This window comes from Haloprofundus salinisoli (assembly GCF_020097815.1).
Lineage (GTDB): Archaea > Halobacteriota > Halobacteria > Halobacteriales > Haloferacaceae > Haloprofundus > Haloprofundus salinisoli.
Genome location: NZ_CP083663.1, coordinates 2,806,708 through 2,821,211, shown reverse-complemented (window position 1 = coordinate 2,821,211; position 14,504 = coordinate 2,806,708). Strand labels below are relative to the sequence as shown.

The 14,504-nt window shown below is 64.2% G+C and carries 17 protein-coding genes; 9 read left to right on the top strand and 8 right to left on the bottom strand.

The features are described 5' to 3' along the window. Positions 1 to 118 precede the first annotated feature (118 nt). On the top strand, positions 119 to 526 hold the full coding sequence (locus LAQ73_RS14850) for a transcriptional initiation protein Tat (protein ID WP_224269037.1): 408 nt from the start codon (positions 119 to 121) through the stop codon (positions 524 to 526). Here the strand turns inward: LAQ73_RS14850 and LAQ73_RS14845 are convergent, their stop codons facing one another. After that, on the bottom strand, positions 527 to 1,873 hold the full coding sequence (locus LAQ73_RS14845; RefSeq protein ID WP_224269036.1) for a DEAD/DEAH box helicase family protein: 1,347 nt from the start codon (positions 1,871 to 1,873) through the stop codon (positions 527 to 529). It abuts the gene before it with no gap. Positions 1,874 to 1,978: 105 nt separating this feature from the next. Here LAQ73_RS14845 and LAQ73_RS14840 point away from each other — a divergent pair, with 105 nt between their 5' ends. From LAQ73_RS14840 to LAQ73_RS14825, 4 genes are all read left to right on the top strand, one after another. Then, positions 1,979 to 2,131: a hypothetical protein gene (locus LAQ73_RS14840; RefSeq protein WP_224269035.1), complete on the top strand. Its 153-nt coding sequence runs from the start codon at positions 1,979 to 1,981 to the stop codon at positions 2,129 to 2,131. A gap of 119 nt (positions 2,132 to 2,250) precedes the next feature. Continuing rightward, complete coding sequence (locus tag LAQ73_RS14835; protein WP_224269034.1) at positions 2,251 to 3,840, top strand: right-handed parallel beta-helix repeat-containing protein; 1,590 nt, start codon at positions 2,251 to 2,253, stop codon at positions 3,838 to 3,840. 124 nt (positions 3,841 to 3,964) lie between these two features. Next, positions 3,965 to 5,086: a pyridoxal phosphate-dependent aminotransferase gene (locus tag LAQ73_RS14830; protein ID WP_224269033.1), complete on the top strand. Its 1,122-nt coding sequence runs from the start codon at positions 3,965 to 3,967 to the stop codon at positions 5,084 to 5,086. 72 nt (positions 5,087 to 5,158) lie between these two features. After that, positions 5,159 to 6,013, top strand: a complete 855-nt coding sequence (locus LAQ73_RS14825) for a UbiA family prenyltransferase (protein ID WP_317988510.1) — start codon at positions 5,159 to 5,161, stop codon at positions 6,011 to 6,013. Between the two features lie 26 nt (positions 6,014 to 6,039). On the opposite strand, the gene LAQ73_RS14820 is transcribed toward LAQ73_RS14825, so the two are convergent. Next, positions 6,040 to 6,219 (bottom strand): hypothetical protein, encoded by a 180-nt coding sequence (locus tag LAQ73_RS14820; protein WP_224269032.1) that lies wholly within the window; start codon positions 6,217 to 6,219, stop codon positions 6,040 to 6,042. A 297-nt stretch (positions 6,220 to 6,516) separates the two neighbouring features. Between LAQ73_RS14820 and LAQ73_RS14815 the strand changes: the two genes are divergently transcribed. Together LAQ73_RS14815 and LAQ73_RS14810 are read left to right on the top strand one after the other, a co-directional pair. Beyond that, positions 6,517 to 6,732 carry a hypothetical protein gene (locus LAQ73_RS14815; RefSeq protein WP_224269031.1) on the top strand — a complete coding sequence of 72 codons (216 nt, stop codon included), beginning with the start codon at positions 6,517 to 6,519 and terminating at the stop codon, positions 6,730 to 6,732. Positions 6,733 to 6,937: 205 nt separating this feature from the next. Further along, positions 6,938 to 7,258 (top strand): PadR family transcriptional regulator, encoded by a 321-nt coding sequence (locus LAQ73_RS14810; protein ID WP_224269030.1) that lies wholly within the window; start codon positions 6,938 to 6,940, stop codon positions 7,256 to 7,258. Positions 7,259 to 7,351: 93 nt separating this feature from the next. Here LAQ73_RS14810 and LAQ73_RS14805 read toward each other — a convergent pair whose 3' ends face one another. Continuing rightward, the gene (locus LAQ73_RS14805; protein ID WP_224269029.1) at positions 7,352 to 8,527 is read right to left on the bottom strand and encodes a redox-regulated ATPase YchF; all 1,176 of its coding nucleotides are present in this window, start codon (positions 8,525 to 8,527) and stop codon (positions 7,352 to 7,354) included. 50 nt (positions 8,528 to 8,577) lie between these two features. Continuing rightward, complete coding sequence (locus tag LAQ73_RS14800) at positions 8,578 to 9,432, bottom strand: polymer-forming cytoskeletal protein (protein WP_224269028.1); 855 nt, start codon at positions 9,430 to 9,432, stop codon at positions 8,578 to 8,580. Between the two features lie 95 nt (positions 9,433 to 9,527). Here LAQ73_RS14800 and LAQ73_RS14795 point away from each other — a divergent pair, with 95 nt between their 5' ends. Then, on the top strand, positions 9,528 to 9,725 hold the full coding sequence (locus LAQ73_RS14795; protein WP_224269027.1) for a DUF5800 family protein: 198 nt from the start codon (positions 9,528 to 9,530) through the stop codon (positions 9,723 to 9,725). Between the two features lie 135 nt (positions 9,726 to 9,860). Here the strand turns inward: LAQ73_RS14795 and LAQ73_RS14790 are convergent, their stop codons facing one another. Continuing rightward, positions 9,861 to 10,610 carry a ribonuclease H-like domain-containing protein gene (locus LAQ73_RS14790; protein ID WP_224269026.1) on the bottom strand — a complete coding sequence of 250 codons (750 nt, stop codon included), beginning with the start codon at positions 10,608 to 10,610 and terminating at the stop codon, positions 9,861 to 9,863. Positions 10,611 to 10,707: 97 nt separating this feature from the next. On the opposite strand from LAQ73_RS14790, the gene LAQ73_RS14785 reads away from it, so the two are divergent. Continuing rightward, positions 10,708 to 11,415 (top strand): SOS response-associated peptidase, encoded by a 708-nt coding sequence (locus tag LAQ73_RS14785; RefSeq protein ID WP_224269025.1) that lies wholly within the window; start codon positions 10,708 to 10,710, stop codon positions 11,413 to 11,415. Positions 11,416 to 11,840: 425 nt separating this feature from the next. Here LAQ73_RS14785 and LAQ73_RS14780 read toward each other — a convergent pair whose 3' ends face one another. The 3 genes from LAQ73_RS14780 to LAQ73_RS14770 all read right to left on the bottom strand — a co-directional run bounded on the left by LAQ73_RS14780 (position 11,841) and on the right by LAQ73_RS14770 (position 14,482). Then, positions 11,841 to 12,902 carry a tyrosine-type recombinase/integrase gene (locus LAQ73_RS14780; protein WP_224269024.1) on the bottom strand — a complete coding sequence of 354 codons (1,062 nt, stop codon included), beginning with the start codon at positions 12,900 to 12,902 and terminating at the stop codon, positions 11,841 to 11,843. Further along, the gene (locus LAQ73_RS14775) at positions 12,892 to 13,287 is read right to left on the bottom strand and encodes a DUF5805 domain-containing protein (RefSeq protein ID WP_224269023.1); all 396 of its coding nucleotides are present in this window, start codon (positions 13,285 to 13,287) and stop codon (positions 12,892 to 12,894) included. The genes LAQ73_RS14780 and LAQ73_RS14775 overlap by 11 nt, the downstream gene beginning before the upstream one ends. A gap of 289 nt (positions 13,288 to 13,576) precedes the next feature. After that, entirely contained in the window at positions 13,577 to 14,482 is a 906-nt protein-coding gene (locus LAQ73_RS14770; protein ID WP_224269022.1) for a phosphoribosyltransferase HisG-related protein, read from the bottom strand. Positions 14,483 to 14,504: the final 22 nt, after the last annotated feature.

Here is a 14,504-nt window from a genome sequence, read left to right as displayed (position 1 = left end):
GCCGTCGTTTCGTCCCGGACGATAAAAGCGCCGCGGGGTTGGAGTCGTCGGTTCGCCGGCGGAGCCGACGGCGACGACGGAGGACAAGGCTCATACGCCCCCGCGCAGACGCTCGGCTATGAAGCGACGGACGCTCGTGACCGCCCTCCTGCCGGCGCTGTCGGCGGGCTGTCTCTCCTCGCTCCCGAGAGCGACGGGACCGCGCGGGCCGCCCGAAGCACCGGCGAACGGCCCCGGTGAGACGCCCGAACCGGACCCCCTCTCCATCGAGACGTTCGACTACGAGGGAACCGACGGCGACCAACTGCGGGCGTTCGGCACCATCGACAACGGGAGTTCGGAGGAACGGACCGGCGTCGTGCGCGTTCGCGTCACCGTCGACGGCGAGGAGACGGTCGAAACGACGGAAGTGGCCGTGTCCGGAGACTCGACGGCGGAGTTCGAGACGGTCGTTCCCGTCTCCTTCGAGGCGTTCCAGCGCAACGGCCAGTTGCAGGTGACCGTCGAAGCGGCCGGGTCCGGCTGACTACCGCCGACGCGCCGCCACCCGCTCTTCGGCGGTTTCGGCGCTTACGAGTTCGTACAGCGTCGCCGTCTGTCCATCTTCTTTGGGTCGGAGAATCCGCCCGAGTCGCTGGGTGAACTCGCGTTCGCTCCCGCTGCCGGAGAGCACGACGGCGACGTTGGCGTCCGGCACGTCGACGCCCTCATCGAGGACGTTCGCCGTCACGACTCGGGAGTACGTGCCATCGCGGAACCGCTGGAGAATCTCTCGCCGCTCCGGCGCGCCCGTCTCGTTCGTGATAGCCGGGAGCAGGAACCGCTCGGAGAGGCGGTAGACGAGGTCGGTGTGGGCGGTGAAGACAATGACGCGGTCCTCGCGGTGGCGGTCCAGAATGCGGCCGAGTTCGCGCACCTTCTCGTCGGCGTTCATCATGATGTCGCGAGCGCGCTGTTTCGCCAGCAAGGCCTCGCGAGCGCGCGGGTCGTTTCCGGAGCGCTTCACGAGTCGCTGATAATCGCTGCCGCTTCGGAACGTGATGTTCGCCGTCCGAAGGTAGTCGACGAACGTGCCCTGGGCCGCTTCGTAGCGTTCGCGTTCCTCGTCCGTGAGTTTGACTTCGACGCGGCGAATCGCGTAGTCGGCGAGGTGGTCGCCCGCCAACTCGTCGACGGACACGTCGTACACCCTGCTGCCGACCAACTCCTCTACGACCTCGTGTGCGCCGTCGGGACGCTCGAACGTCGCCGTCAGCCCCATTCTGGCGGGAGCGGCCAACAACCGACCGATGTCGCGGTAACCCTCGCCGCCGAGGTGGTGGACCTCGTCGAAGACGACGAGGCCGAACTCGCCGCCGACGTCGTCGGCCCGGAGGTACGCGGAGTCGTACGTCGAGACGGTAATCGCCTCTTGTACCTGCTCACCGCCGCCGAACTGGCCGATGGGAATCCGGAACTCCGTTCGGAGCTCGCGCCGCCACTGCTCGAGGAGGTCTATCGTGGGAACGACGACCAGCGTCGGGACGCCGAGTTCGACCATCGCCGCGATGGCGACGACGGTCTTGCCGCTGCCGGTGGGGAGTTCCAGAATCCCGCGCCGACTGTTCGACAGCCACGCCTCCAACGCGTTGCGCTGGTACTCGCGGAGGTCGTACGTCGTCGAGAGATCCAAGGAGGTGTCGGGGAGCACCCGGTCGTCGCAGTCGACGCCGCACCCGTCGAGAACGCGCCGCAGTTGCGCGTAGCGGTAGGCGGGCGCGCGGGCGACGCCGCTTCGCGGGTCGTCCTCGACGAAAGAGAGCGACGGCACCGAGTCGCCGCTCTCGGCGTCGATGCGGATGGTGCCGTCCTCGTAGCGCAGCGTGACCGTCACTACTCCGGGGTTTGCGGGTGGAGACTAAAGGCGCTCCGGAGACGCGACAGGCCGCCGGGGACGCCGACCCAATGAGACAAGAGCCTCCGAGTCGACGTAGCGGGTATGGCAGACGAACTCGAATCGGCGGTCGAGACGTTCCTCGACGACGCCGACACCGTCCTCGGCGAGTACGAACAGGGCTACATGGACGCCGACGCCGCGCTGGGACAGCTCCAGTCGCACATCGAAGAGCTCAGAGACGAGTTCGAGGGGTAGGCCGAAGTCGGAACGTCTACTTTTCCGCCTGTCCGGCCGGTTCGACCGTCCCGAACGTCTGAGATACTGTTATCTCCTCCTCTCGCATCAGTAATATCATGAATATTAGTGATACAAGTGTGTCCGCGATCGTGATGCTACTCGTCCTCTCGACGTTCGGCGGCTTCATCGGCGTCGTCGCCGGGCAGACGGCGACGCCGCTCGACGAGTGTACCGTGATTTCGGAACCGGGACGGTATGTTTTGACGGAGGACATTAGGGATGCGACCATCGACGGGGAGGCGTGTATCGTCATCGAATCCGGTGGTGTCGTCTTCGATGGAAGCGGTTACGCCGTCGATGGTCGAAGCGATATGCGTGACGGAAACGCTGGCATCAGCGTCGTAGGAGACTTCGAACCCACCAGCGATATCACCATCCGTGACGTCGTCGTCTCCGATTGGGGCACGGGAATCGAGACGAACTTCGATACTGAGGTAACCCTCGAGAACGTCGTCGTAGAGAACAATCTGGTCGGAATCTTCGCATTAAGTAGCGACGTAACCGTCCGGGAGAGCATCGTTCGTGACAACGACTTCATCGGCATTTCCGGGTCGTCCGGGACGTTCGTCGTAGAATCGACAGACGTTGTGGACAACAACTTCGGAGTCGAACTTTTCGAGACGGCCGGTTCGGTCGTCACCAACAGTAGAATCGCCGGGAACGACCGATTTGGTCTCTCGGTGAGCGTCGGGTCGGAGATCGAGGTCTCGGACAACGTCATTGAGAACAACGAATTCGGCGTTCTCATCTTGTCGATTTACGGAGGGTTGATCGTTGAAAACAACGTTATCGCGAACAACGACCGACACGGCGTACTCCTCAGCGGTGACGTGGACTTTGGGGACTCGACCGAGAACGCGATCCGCGACAATCACGTCGTCGACAACGGCGTCAACGGGATTTTCATCTCGTCGCACACCGCCGACAACGTCGTCGAGCACAACGTCGTCAGCGGAAACGGCAACGACGGAATCAGCGTTCAGGCTGAATTCGAGGATTTCGGCTCCGCGGAACGAACTGTCGTGCGCTCGAATCTCGTCGAGCGGAACGGTGACGACGGTATCAGCCTCGGTGAGGGCGCTCTCGACACCGAAATCTCGGAGAACACTGTCCGCAACAACGGCGGTGACGGCGTCTTCGTCCGCGGTGCCGAGGGAACGACCCTCGACGGCAACGAACTCGTCGGCAACGGCGTAAACGGCATCAACGTTGTCGCCGCCCCCGGCACGACCATTGTCGAGAACGTCGTCGACGCGAACCGCAACGACGGTATCGGGCTGACCGACCTCGCCGGCGGAGCGGTCGTCGAACGTAACACGGTCACGAACAACCGCGACGACGGTATCGGAGTAGGCGAGAGCGACGGGAACCAGTTCGTCGACAACGTCGTCACCGGCAACGGCGACGACGGGTTCTTCCTGCGCGGGTCCGGCGGGAACGACCTCTTCGGGAACGTCGTCCGCGACAACGGCGACGACGGCATCTACCTCCTCCGCACGGACGAGGGTACCATCGTCGACAACGAAGTCGTGGGTAACGGCGACGAAGGTATCGAACTCGACAACTCCGACGGCAACCGCGTCGAGGACAACGTCGTCCGCGACAACGGCGGCCGCGAGATACTCGTCCGCAACGGTTCCAACGGGAACGTCGTCCGCAACAACTGAGTTCGGGTCGCTTTTCTGTTTTTGGTTCGACAGCTCGTGTGTAGTAGTCACCGCTGCCCGTCCGTAGGGTGTCCGCACTTCCGCGGAAGCAAGAACTATGCGGTCGGCCCGCACGGATAGGTGCATGACGGAGTTCTCCGAGCGAGTCGAGCGAATCTCTATCAGCGGCATCCGGAAGGTGTTCGAGGCGGCGGGCGACGACGCCATCAACCTCGGCATCGGCCAACCGGACTTCCCGACGCCCGAGCACGCGCGGGCGGCGGCCGTCGACGCCATCGAATCGGGGAAGGCGGACGGCTACACCTCGAACAAGGGCGTGTTGTCGCTCCGGGAGGCCATCGCCGCCAAGCACGAAAGCGACCAGGGCGTGAGCCTCTCGCCCGAGCAGGTCATCGCAACGTCCGGCGGGAGCGAGGCGCTGCACATCGCGATGGAAGCGCACGTCGACGACGGCCAAGAGGTCCTCATCCCCGACCCGGGTTTCGTCTCCTACGACGCGCTGACGAAACTCGCCGGCGGCGAGCCCGTCCCCGTCCCGCTCCGCGAGGACCTGACGCTCTCGCCGGCGGCGGTCGAAGACGCCATCACCGAGAACACGGCGGCGTTCGTCGTCAACAGCCCCGGCAACCCGACGGGTGCAGTCTCGCCGGAGGAAGATATTCGAGAGTTCGCCCGCATCGCCGACGAACACGACGTGCTCTGCATCTCCGACGAGGTGTACGAGTACACCGTCTTCGACGGCGAGTTCCACTCGCCGATCGAGTACGCCGAGACGGACAACGTCGTCGTCGTCAACTCCGCCTCCAAACTGTTCTCGATGACGGGGTGGCGACTCGGCTGGGTGTACGGCTCCGAGCGCCGCGTCGAACGGATGCTCCGCGTCCACCAGTACGTTCAGGCCTGCGCGAGCGCTCCGGCGCAGTACGCCGCCGAGGCGGCGCTGTCGGGCCCACGCGACATCGTCGACGAGATGACAGCCTCGTTCCGCGAGCGTCGTGACCTCGTCGTCGACGGCCTCACCGACGCCGGTCTGGAGGTGCCGACGCCCGGCGGCGCGTTCTACGCGATGCCGAAAGTGCCGGAGGGGTGGGTCGACGAGGTGCTCTCGCGGGGTGTCATCGTCGTCCCCGGCGACGCCTTCGGCGAGCATGGCGCGGGTTACGCGCGCCTCTCGTACGCGACGGGAACCGAGGAACTGAAAGAAGCCGTCGAAATCATGACCGACGCCGCCCGCGCCGTCCGCTGAGCGGGACGTTCTCGACGCAGATATAATTCGACGCGGACAGGATTTATCTCTCTGTTTGCTGGCGACTAGCCCATGGGAGTCGCACGACACGGAACCGGACCGGTGGCGGCGCTTCGCGCGTTCGGGTCACAGGTACACCCGGTGTTCATGTTACCGCCGGTCGCCGCGTCGTGGTTCGGCAGCGTTCTCGCCGGGTCGTTCTCGCCCGCGGTCGGGGGGGTCCACGCGCTCGCGGTGTTCTTCGCCGTCTACACCGCCCACGTCAAGGACGGTTACGTCGACTTCCACGTCCGCGGCGAGGACGACGACCACCCGCTGTCGGTCGGCGGCTGTCGCCTCGCGCTCACCGGTGCGACGGTCGGATTCGTCGCCTGTCTCGCCGCGCTCTGGTCGCTCGTCGGCCCCGTCGCCGCCGCGGTGACGCTCCCGTGTTGGGTCGTCGGCTATCTCCACGCGCCGCAGTTGGACATGCGCGCGGTGACGACGACGCTTGGCTATCCGACGGGCATCGCGCTGGCTATCCTGGGCGGATACTACGTCCAGACGGAGTCGTTCGCGGCGACGCCGCTGGCGTTCTCGCTCGTGTTTCTCGTGATTCTCACGGGGGTGAAGATTATCGACGACTCGAAGGATTACGCGTACGACCGCTCCATCGACAAGCGAACCGTCGCGGTGGTGTTCGGCCGACGCGACGCGCGGCGACTCGCATACACCTTCCTCGTCGCGGGACTGAGTCTCGTCGTCGGGTTCGCGCTGGTCGGCGTGTTTCCGACCGGAACCGTTCTCGCGGCCGCGGCGTTGGGCGTCGTCGTCGCCGTCTCCGCGCGGACGACGGACCCGTCGCTGGCGACGATGCTTCTGGTCCGTGGGTCGTACGTCTTCTTGGCGCTTCTCGTCGTAGCGGTCTGGTATCGACCGCTCGCGTGAGGGTCCCCCGGCCGCCCGTCCGTCGCTTAGTCCGCGATGGACGGCTCGTCGCCGAGCTGGACCTCCTCGTTGATGAGCGCGACGAGGTTCGCGTACGGGATGAAGGCGATGAACTCCTCGTCGTCGGTGAATATGTCGACGCCGTAGTCGCCGTGTTCGTAGTTCGCGCACTCCATGTCGCCATCTGGGAGAATCGCCCTGTACATAGGATACCAACCAGCAAGGAGATACTTGAAACGTCGGTCCGTTCGCCTACCATCTTCGTCCGCCGACTCCGGCTCGGGATGCCGGCGTCCGCCGCGTCGTAGAGGAATCCGCCGCGTCGTGGGGGAACCCGCCGCGTCGTGGAGAAACCCGCCGCGTCGTCGGCCATCGTCGGTGCATCGTCAACGTGAGGAGCAGTATCTATATCTACGCCCCCGGAGAGAGTATCGTCACAGAGATGTCTTCGAGATTGAGTTTCAGACATTCAAACTACTTCTGCGACGGTCGGAGGGAGGACGGTGTCGACGACGGCGGTTAGAGTCGTCGCGGTGCTTCTCGTCGTGATGGGCGTCGAGACGACGGTGTATCTGTGGCAGCTCAAGGAGTTGCAGATCGGCGGCACCGACGTCGAGTATCTGGGAACCATCGCCGTCGTCTTCTTCGCGTGCTGGGTCGTGCTGTTCTCGGCCGTACTGCTCCGGATTGCGATGACCGGAAATCCGCGGGTCGTCTGAGGAAATTTTGACCCCGTTTCCGGTGGAGCGTGTAAACGGACGGAACCGCTAGACTGCGTCCGGTTGCAACGGTTCGAAACTGTCCGAAACGGTCCGCGATGGTCGGGCGACGGCGACGACAAGGAGATACTAACTTCGCGGTGAAATTCACGTTCTATTGCTTAGCAGCCCGATAACTAACATCTTGAGTGTCCTCTATGTTGATGTGAACGACCTAACTGGCTTCCAACGAGACCTGCTGTTCGTCTGTGCGGGACACGACCACCCTTCGGGACAGGACATCAAAGTCCACATCGAGGAGTACCTCGGCGACGAGGTCAACAACGGTCGTCTCTACCCGAACCTCGACATCCTCGTCGAAGCGGAACTCGTCGAGAAAGGCACCCTCGACCAGCGGACGAACTACTACGAGCTGACGGAGAAAGGCCGTCGCGCCATCCGCCAACGCTGGGCGTGGGAGCGACGCCAGCACAGTCGCGCGTCGGACGCGAGAAACGACACGACGGTCGGCAGCAGCGCCGACTGAGCACGATTTCGGAGGGTTTTTTCGAGCGTCGCAGTCGAGAGCGGAGCGTCGGGGTGTCAGGTCCGCGACTCAAAAACCGTCGCTGCCTCGCCGCTACTTCGCCGTACTCACGATTTTGATGACGTCGCCCTCCTCCAGTTCGTAGGAATCCGAGATGCGTCGCTTCGATTTCGCGTCGACGGCGTGGAGATACCCGTCGCCGATGTCGGAGTGGACCGCGTACGCGAGGTCCAGCGGCGTCGACCCCCTGGGTACCAGAAACGCGTCGGGCAAGACGTTTCCCTGTCCGTCGGTCCACTTCGACTCGTTCTGGACCGGGTACGCCGTGAGGTGGTCGAGCAGGTCGTATACCGCTGCGTTTATCGCCTGCTGGACGCCGGTGCCGCCGTACTCGTCCATCACGTCGCGAATCTGTTCGAGCCCCTTCCGCTGGGCGTCGCTGACGTCGCCGACGACCTCGAAGTCCTCGTCGCCGGGGTCGTAGTCGACGACATCCGCCTCCGCCGCGCGGCGCAGCGCGAGTTCGCCGTCCGCCGTAGCGGGGATGACGAGTTTCTCGGTCTCGCGGAGTCGCCGAACGTTCTCCTCGGGGGCGATGTCGACCTTGTTGGCGACAAGGACGATGGGTTTGGTTCGCGCGCGCACGTCGCGCGCCAGCGCCTCGCGGTGGTCGTCGGTCCACTGCATCGGGTCCGAGGGGTAGTCGAGTTCGCGGAGGCTGGCGGCCACCTCGTACTCCGACGCGCCGAACCCGGTGAGCAACTCCGCGAGGGCGTCGTCGATGTCGAAGTCCGGTGACCGGGATTTGCGTTCGATGGACTCCCAGTTGCGGTCGATGATGCCCGCGAGCCACTGGTCCATCTCCTCCTCGATGAAGTCGACTTCGTCGAGCGGGTCGTAGGTGCCGACTTCGACGGGTTCGCCCTCCTCGTTGGTGCCGCCGGAGGCGTCGACGACGTTGACGATGACGTCGGCGTTGGTCAGTTCGTCGAGGAACTGGTTGCCGAGTCCTTTCCCCTCGTGCGCGCCGGGAACGAGTCCGGCGACGTCGAGCAGTTCGACGGCGACGTAGCGCTTGCCGTCCTCGCAGTTGCCGCAGCGCTCGTCGCGTTCGAGACAGGGGCACTCCGTCCGCGCGTACGTGACGCCGCGGTTGGCGTCGATGGTGGTGAACGGGTAGTTCGCCACGTCCACGTCAGCCATCGTGGCCGCGGTGTAGAACGTCGACTTGCCCGCGTTCGGCTTGCCCGCGAGCGCGATGGTGAGCATACCCACAGTTCCGCAGTCGCGGGGAATTTCCTTTCGGTTAGTCGGGGAGATTACTCGATTTCGCGCGTCATGTCCGAGCGGACGAAGCGCACCTCGCCGCGGGCGCGCATCGAGCCGTCGACGGTCGCCCCCTCGTGGACGACGAGGTCAGAACAGACGACGTCGCCGAGGATTCGCGCGTCGTCGGCGACGTGGACGGTTCCGGACCGTGTCGTCACGTCGCCGTGGACCCGAGTCTCCGAACCGACGGAGATGTCTTCGCGGGCGCGGAGGCTCCCGAAGATGTTGTTCCGCTGGCCCACTTGGATGGCCTCCGCGCGGACGTTACCGTGGAGTCGGCAGTCGCTGCCGATGCGGGCGGGCGTCGAGACGCGCCAGGCGTCGTCGGAGACGTGGCCGCCGCGCGGGACGACGAGCGGGTCGCGCTGTTCGTCGCCGTCGGCCATCGCCGCCGCGAGTTCGTTGGCGGCGTCGCGCTCGCCGAGTTTGAGCAGCTGCGAGAGGACGATGAAGTAGAAGACGAGCGTCGGGACGGGATTGCGGATGACGATCCAGCCGCTGGCCTCGAACCCCTCGTCTATCTCGACGTCGTCACCGATGTCTAAATCGCCCGAGACCATGAGGCGGCCGCCGATGTGGACGCGCTCGCCGAGGTAGGCGTCGTCGCCGACGAGGACGTTGCCGGCGATGTCGCACCACATGTCGAGGCGGCAATCGCCGTCGGCTTCGATGTCGCCGCCGAAGGTGACGCGTTCGCCCGCGGCGAGGTTCCGGCCGCGGACCCCGAAGTCGACGGTGGCTTGGCTGCCGACGATGACGTCGCCGTCGGTCACCAAGTCGTGTTCCTCGACGGTCGTTCCGTCGGGGATGCGGAGGGCGTCGAGAGGGTCCTGACCGGGTGGCACACTGCGCACCAAAACGTCAGGGATAATAAACCGTCCGTAAGACGCCCGGCAGACAACGAGCCACGTTTTTACGTTCCGGTGGTCAACGGCGGGGTATGACCGTTCTCTCCTTCGACGATCAGGGCGTCGACGTCGTCTACGACGGAACCGAGTTCCGACTCGAAAAGCAACTTATCGAGGAGGCGACGCAGAAATCCTATCCCGACGTGACCGACCACGAAGTACTCAAAATCGTCGAGAAGGAGCCCGAACTGAACGGCGAGGCGCGACGCATCGGCGACATCCTGGCGTAAGCGACTCTCAGTCGATTCCCGCGAACGGAACGCCGGGTTCCGAGCCGAGCGCGTCTTCTAACGGCGGTAGCTGACGCGGGTGGACCTGTCGCAGCGTGGTCTCGGAGCGACTTCCGGTTCCGTCTTCTCGTCTCCTCAGACGGACTGGACGCTCGCAAACACGTCGTCGTGTAGCCGCGAGGAGACGTCGTCGGCCAGCGTCCGGAGGTTCACCGTGTCGTCGCGGTTGTACGAGACGAGCGTGTCGAGGGCGTCGTCGTCGCCGCGTTCGTACTGCCGCCAGAGACGAACCGCGTCGCGGCCCGAGAGGTCCGGCCGGTCGCGCTCGATATCCAGATCCGCCTCTATCTGCTTGAGACCCCCGGAGAAGCCGAGCGTCTTGCAGGGGTACATCAGGTCGAGGTGCGGGGCGTCGACGTCGATGCCGAACGACTCCTCCAGGAAGGGTGCGTCGAAGCGGATGCCGTTGAACGAGACGAGAAGCGGCGCGTCCGCGAACTGTTCGCGCAGTGCCTCCGCCGAGAGGTCCTGCCCGCGGACGAGCGTCGTCGTCTCGCCGCCGCGGTGGAGGCTCACCGTCGTCACGTCGGCGTAGGAGGCGTCGAGCCCGGTCGTCTCGATGTCGAAGAAACAGGCGTCGTCGCGGAAGTTCTCGTACAGTCGCCAGCGCGCGCTGCTCGGCAGGGCGGCGTCGAAGTAGCGCGAGTCGCCGGCGTCGAGGCGGCCGGTCGCCTCGTCGATGAACGTCTCGATGCGGTCCGCGGTCGTCTCGCCGACGGCCGACCGATCGAACTCGTCCCAGTGGGTGATGCCCGACTCCCAGAGTCGGCGCTCGGTTTTCTCGCCGACGCCGCGAACGGGGATGAAACTGTTCTCAATTCGCACGTTCGTACGCCGGAGACGGGGAAACCTAAACCCGTCGCACCGTCACGCGAGGCGGACGACCCGACGACCTAACTCGTTCGGCGTCCTTCGATAACGTATGTGTGGCCGTTACACACTCTTCACCCCGCAACCCGAACTGGAAGAGCGGTTCGACGTGACCGCCGAGCGCCCGTTGGAAGCGCGCTACAACTGCGCTCCGGGCCAGCAGCTTCCGATTATCACGAACGAGGCACCCGACGCCCTGCAGTTCGTCCAGTGGGGGTTCATTCCCGAGTGGGCGGAGTCGCGCTCGAAGTCGTTCATCAACGCCCGCGCCGAGAGCGTCGCCCAGAAGCGGAGTTTCCGCGAGGCGTTCGAGCGGCGTCGCTGTCTCGTACCGGCCGACGGCTTCTACGAGTGGACTCCACGCGAGAACGGCGACGGCAAGCAGCCCTACCGAGTGGCTTTCGAGGACGACCGCCCGTTCGCCATGGCCGGCATCTGGGAGCGGTGGACGCCGCCGGAGGCCCAGACCGGCCTCGGCGAGTTCACCGACGACGGTGACGTGGGCGACCCCGAACCGATAGAGACGTTCGCGATACTGACGACGGAGCCCAACGGAGTAGTCTCGCCGCTGCACGACCGGATGGCCGTCGTCCTCGCCCCCACCGAAGAACAGGAGTGGCTCACCGCCGACCCTGACGAGGCGGCGGCGCTCTTGGACCCGCATCCCGAAGCCGAGATGCGCGCGTATCCGGTATCGACGCGGGTGAACAGCCCCGCGAACGACTCTTCGACGTTGGTCAAAGAAGTAAACCCGGTGTAGCGACGAGCTGCGCTTTGGGTATAGCGAAATGGAGTTTGTATGATCGTGTGGCGACGAACGATTCGTCCGAAGAGATGCTCACGCGACGTGGAAACACGGACGAACGGCAGTAAGCGGACAAAGCAGGTACCTCGACGCGCCGGATCGAGTTCGCCTGCTCTCGGATAGCGGACACGACTCCCCTCGACCCAACGTGAACGATGAAGGGTTGGAAGCTTTATCCGCAGTTGGTTCAGCGGATACGTTGCGAGCGACTGTCTTCGAGTAGCTTCGAAGATAGATATTCAACTTAGTAGCCGGATAGATATCTATCAAAATATCTAGATAGTTTTATAGAAATACGTCAGAGCAGCGCCGAAATACTGGTGACACTCTCAGCTATCGGCTCAGTCTTGGAGACTCGGAGGAAGAAATCGAACGACGGCTCAGAGTATCGAGTAGATGTTCGACTCGTACGTCTCCCGAACTTGCCCGCCCCAGTTGTGGGTGTACGTGTCGATGATGTCGGTAGCGACGTCGCCGCGGAGATACTTGACGATGCCGCGGTCGCCGGTCCGCTCGCGGAGGTGCGTCGTGAAGAAGTGCCGAAAGTAGTGTGGCGTGACGTTCTCGGTCGCGTCCCCGCCGGAACGGTACCACCCCGCCTCGCTTGCGTAAGTGGTGACGATGTTGTGAACGGCGTTCGGCGTGAGTCGCTCGCCCCACCCTTCGCTCGTACCGACGAACAGCGGGTCGGCGGGTGAGACGGGGTCGGGACGAATCGCCAGCCACGATTTCAGGAACCGAGAGAGTTCGTCGTCGATCGGGATCACAGTGTCGCGCTTCCGCTTGTTCGACGCCGACCGAATCTCGCCGTTGTGTCGCTCGCCGACCGTCGGATTCGAAGAGACGAAAAGCGAGTTCGGACGAGCGTCCAGTTGAGGTCGCCCGCCGAGATCGTAGGCGTTCGACAGCTCGGGGTCGGCGAGTGACACGTCCCGGAGGTCAAGGTTGCAGAGCTCTCCCACCCGGATGCCGGTTTTGAGGAACGTCCCGACGAGCGCTCGGTGGAGAGGATGTCGAACGTCGGCGACGAACGCCCGCATCGTCGGTACGTCGATGTCGCGGCGGGTCGGATCTTTCTCGATCGACTCGTCCATTTCCTCGGTGACGAGCGTCATCGGGTTGGAGTCGAAGACGCCGACTTGGGTCATGTAGCCGTAGAAGCGGTGGAGGTACGCGGCGTAGATAGCGACCGTGCTCGACGCGACGGTGCCGCGCAGCGAGTGGACCCACGCCATGCAGTCACGGTGGGTGGCGTCGGCGGGGGCGACCGATCGACCACCGGGGTTCCGGTCGGGATCGGCGAGGAACGATTCGAACCGACGCAGCACTCGTTCGTACTCGGTCCGCGTGCGCTCTGACTTGCCGTGGTACACCATATCTTGGAGGAAGTAGCCGACGGGGTCGTCGGTCTCTGCTGTCCCCCCGGTGGATTCACTCGCCATCGGTCACCACGTATCCCCCTTCGCGTCCGTTGTACCGAATTCGGTTCGCCGACTGCAACGAGTCGAGCGCGTCTTCGAGTCGGCTCTCGAAATCTCCCGAGAGCGCTTCGACCAGTTGGTCCCACGACATGACGTCCCGTCGATGGAGCACTTCATGGACTCGGTCTTCGAGCACGTTACCCCTGGGGTTCGGGGCGTCAACAGGGGCCTCCAGAGTTTCGTCCGACGCGTCGAGATCGAAGTCGCGTCGACCCGCTTGAACCATCGTCCGGATGAACTCGCTCTGGCTCATCCCGAGTTCGTCGGCGTGGTCGGTCCACTGTTCTTTCTGATACGTCGGTACGTACGTCTTCACCGACGACCGACTGGTGTCCCGTTCGCTCACGTTTCAGCGTCGGAGCGGTCCACTATCAAGGTATCCCTACGTTCGTATCTTAGCGTACTAAGATTCTTTTTTGGGACCGACAAAACCGTGGGTGAGCTGAGCAAAGGTTGGGTTATACCCCCACAATTCGGTGGAGAAGTACCATAGCACAATCTATTCAAACACGGTGGAGTCGGCCACCACAGACGTGGTGGCCGCTAGCACCGAGAGACGCTTCGGTAATCGAAGACATCTTACCCAAAAACTCGAAGCGACGAGGAGTCGTCTGCGGGGTCTGGAACTATCGCCGCTAGACGCGAATCGCCGTCTCCGAGGAAACTTCGGACAGGAGCGCCTTGGTCTGGTCGATGGCGCTTCCCCGTTCGGCGTCGTTCTCCATCAGCACGGTTTCGCTCGGAAACAGGTGGTCGCCGAGGACGAGACCGTGGTCGCGAGCGGTCGACCCCGTCATGGTAAGATAGACGCCGAGGCCGGTGTCGGCGATGGCGGCTTCCTCCTCCCGTCCGTCGTCGGCATCGGGGTATCGGAAGTCGACGTTTTCGATGGCGTCGGTTCCGAGCACCGCCTCGACGAGTCGTTCGTACCGCGGCGAGATGCACAGCGGGCCCTCGTAGTCGGCGACGAACGAGCGGTCGAGCGTCGCTCCGGCGGGGAGCACCTCCGGTGTCGCCATCAACGTGTGGTAGACGGTGTCGCCGAGTCCGGTGACGACGCGAACGTCGGACTCCATCGGGTCGATGCGGGCGTTGATGTCGTCGATACTGCCGATTCCGTCCGGTTCGAGGCTGACGACCTCTTCGAGAACGAGGTCAGCGCTGTCGAATCCGAGAGCGAACTCGTGGGTTCGGAGCGCGCGAAACGGCTCCTCGCGGCCGACGAGTTGGACGTCGACGCCGTCGAGCGAAAGCGTGACGCTGTCGAAGACGATGCGTCGCGGCAGTCCGGCGCGACCGTCTCGCAACAGCGTGTACTCGGGTTCGGTCGGGTCCGAGAGGTCGCTGTACTCGGCGAGTCGTTCGTATACCGTCCGGTCGTCGGTGTTTCCTTTCGTGACCGACTTCTCGTAGCGGAGCGTCGAGGAGATGTCGTCGGTGACCGAATGCGAATGCGTGCCCGCCACAGTTGCGAAACGTTCGAGTACCGCTTCGAGCGGACGTCCCTTCCGCGGGACCGCGACGGACACGGTCTGTGTCATTGTCCGCTCAACGTAGCGGCGT

What these genes read in the sequence shown, in the direction of transcription:
- LAQ73_RS14850 (WP_224269037.1), top strand. Translation starts at nt 119, where the DNA reads ATGAAGCGACGGACGCTCGTGACCGCCCTCCTGCCGGCGCTGTCGGCG.
- LAQ73_RS14840 (WP_224269035.1), top strand. Translation starts at nt 1,979, where the DNA reads ATGGCAGACGAACTCGAATCGGCGGTCGAGACGTTCCTCGACGACGCC.
- LAQ73_RS14830 (WP_224269033.1), top strand. Translation starts at nt 3,965, where the DNA reads ATGACGGAGTTCTCCGAGCGAGTCGAGCGAATCTCTATCAGCGGCATC.
- LAQ73_RS14825 (WP_317988510.1), top strand. Translation starts at nt 5,159, where the DNA reads ATGGGAGTCGCACGACACGGAACCGGACCGGTGGCGGCGCTTCGCGCG.
- LAQ73_RS14820 (WP_224269032.1), bottom strand. Translation starts at nt 6,219, where the DNA reads ATGTACAGGGCGATTCTCCCAGATGGCGACATGGAGTGCGCGAACTAC.
- LAQ73_RS14805 (WP_224269029.1), bottom strand. Translation starts at nt 8,527, where the DNA reads ATGCTCACCATCGCGCTCGCGGGCAAGCCGAACGCGGGCAAGTCGACG.
- LAQ73_RS14795 (WP_224269027.1), top strand. Translation starts at nt 9,528, where the DNA reads ATGACCGTTCTCTCCTTCGACGATCAGGGCGTCGACGTCGTCTACGAC.
- LAQ73_RS14785 (WP_224269025.1), top strand. Translation starts at nt 10,708, where the DNA reads ATGTGTGGCCGTTACACACTCTTCACCCCGCAACCCGAACTGGAAGAG.
- LAQ73_RS14780 (WP_224269024.1), bottom strand. Translation starts at nt 12,902, where the DNA reads ATGGCGAGTGAATCCACCGGGGGGACAGCAGAGACCGACGACCCCGTC.
- LAQ73_RS14770 (WP_224269022.1), bottom strand. Translation starts at nt 14,482, where the DNA reads ATGACACAGACCGTGTCCGTCGCGGTCCCGCGGAAGGGACGTCCGCTC.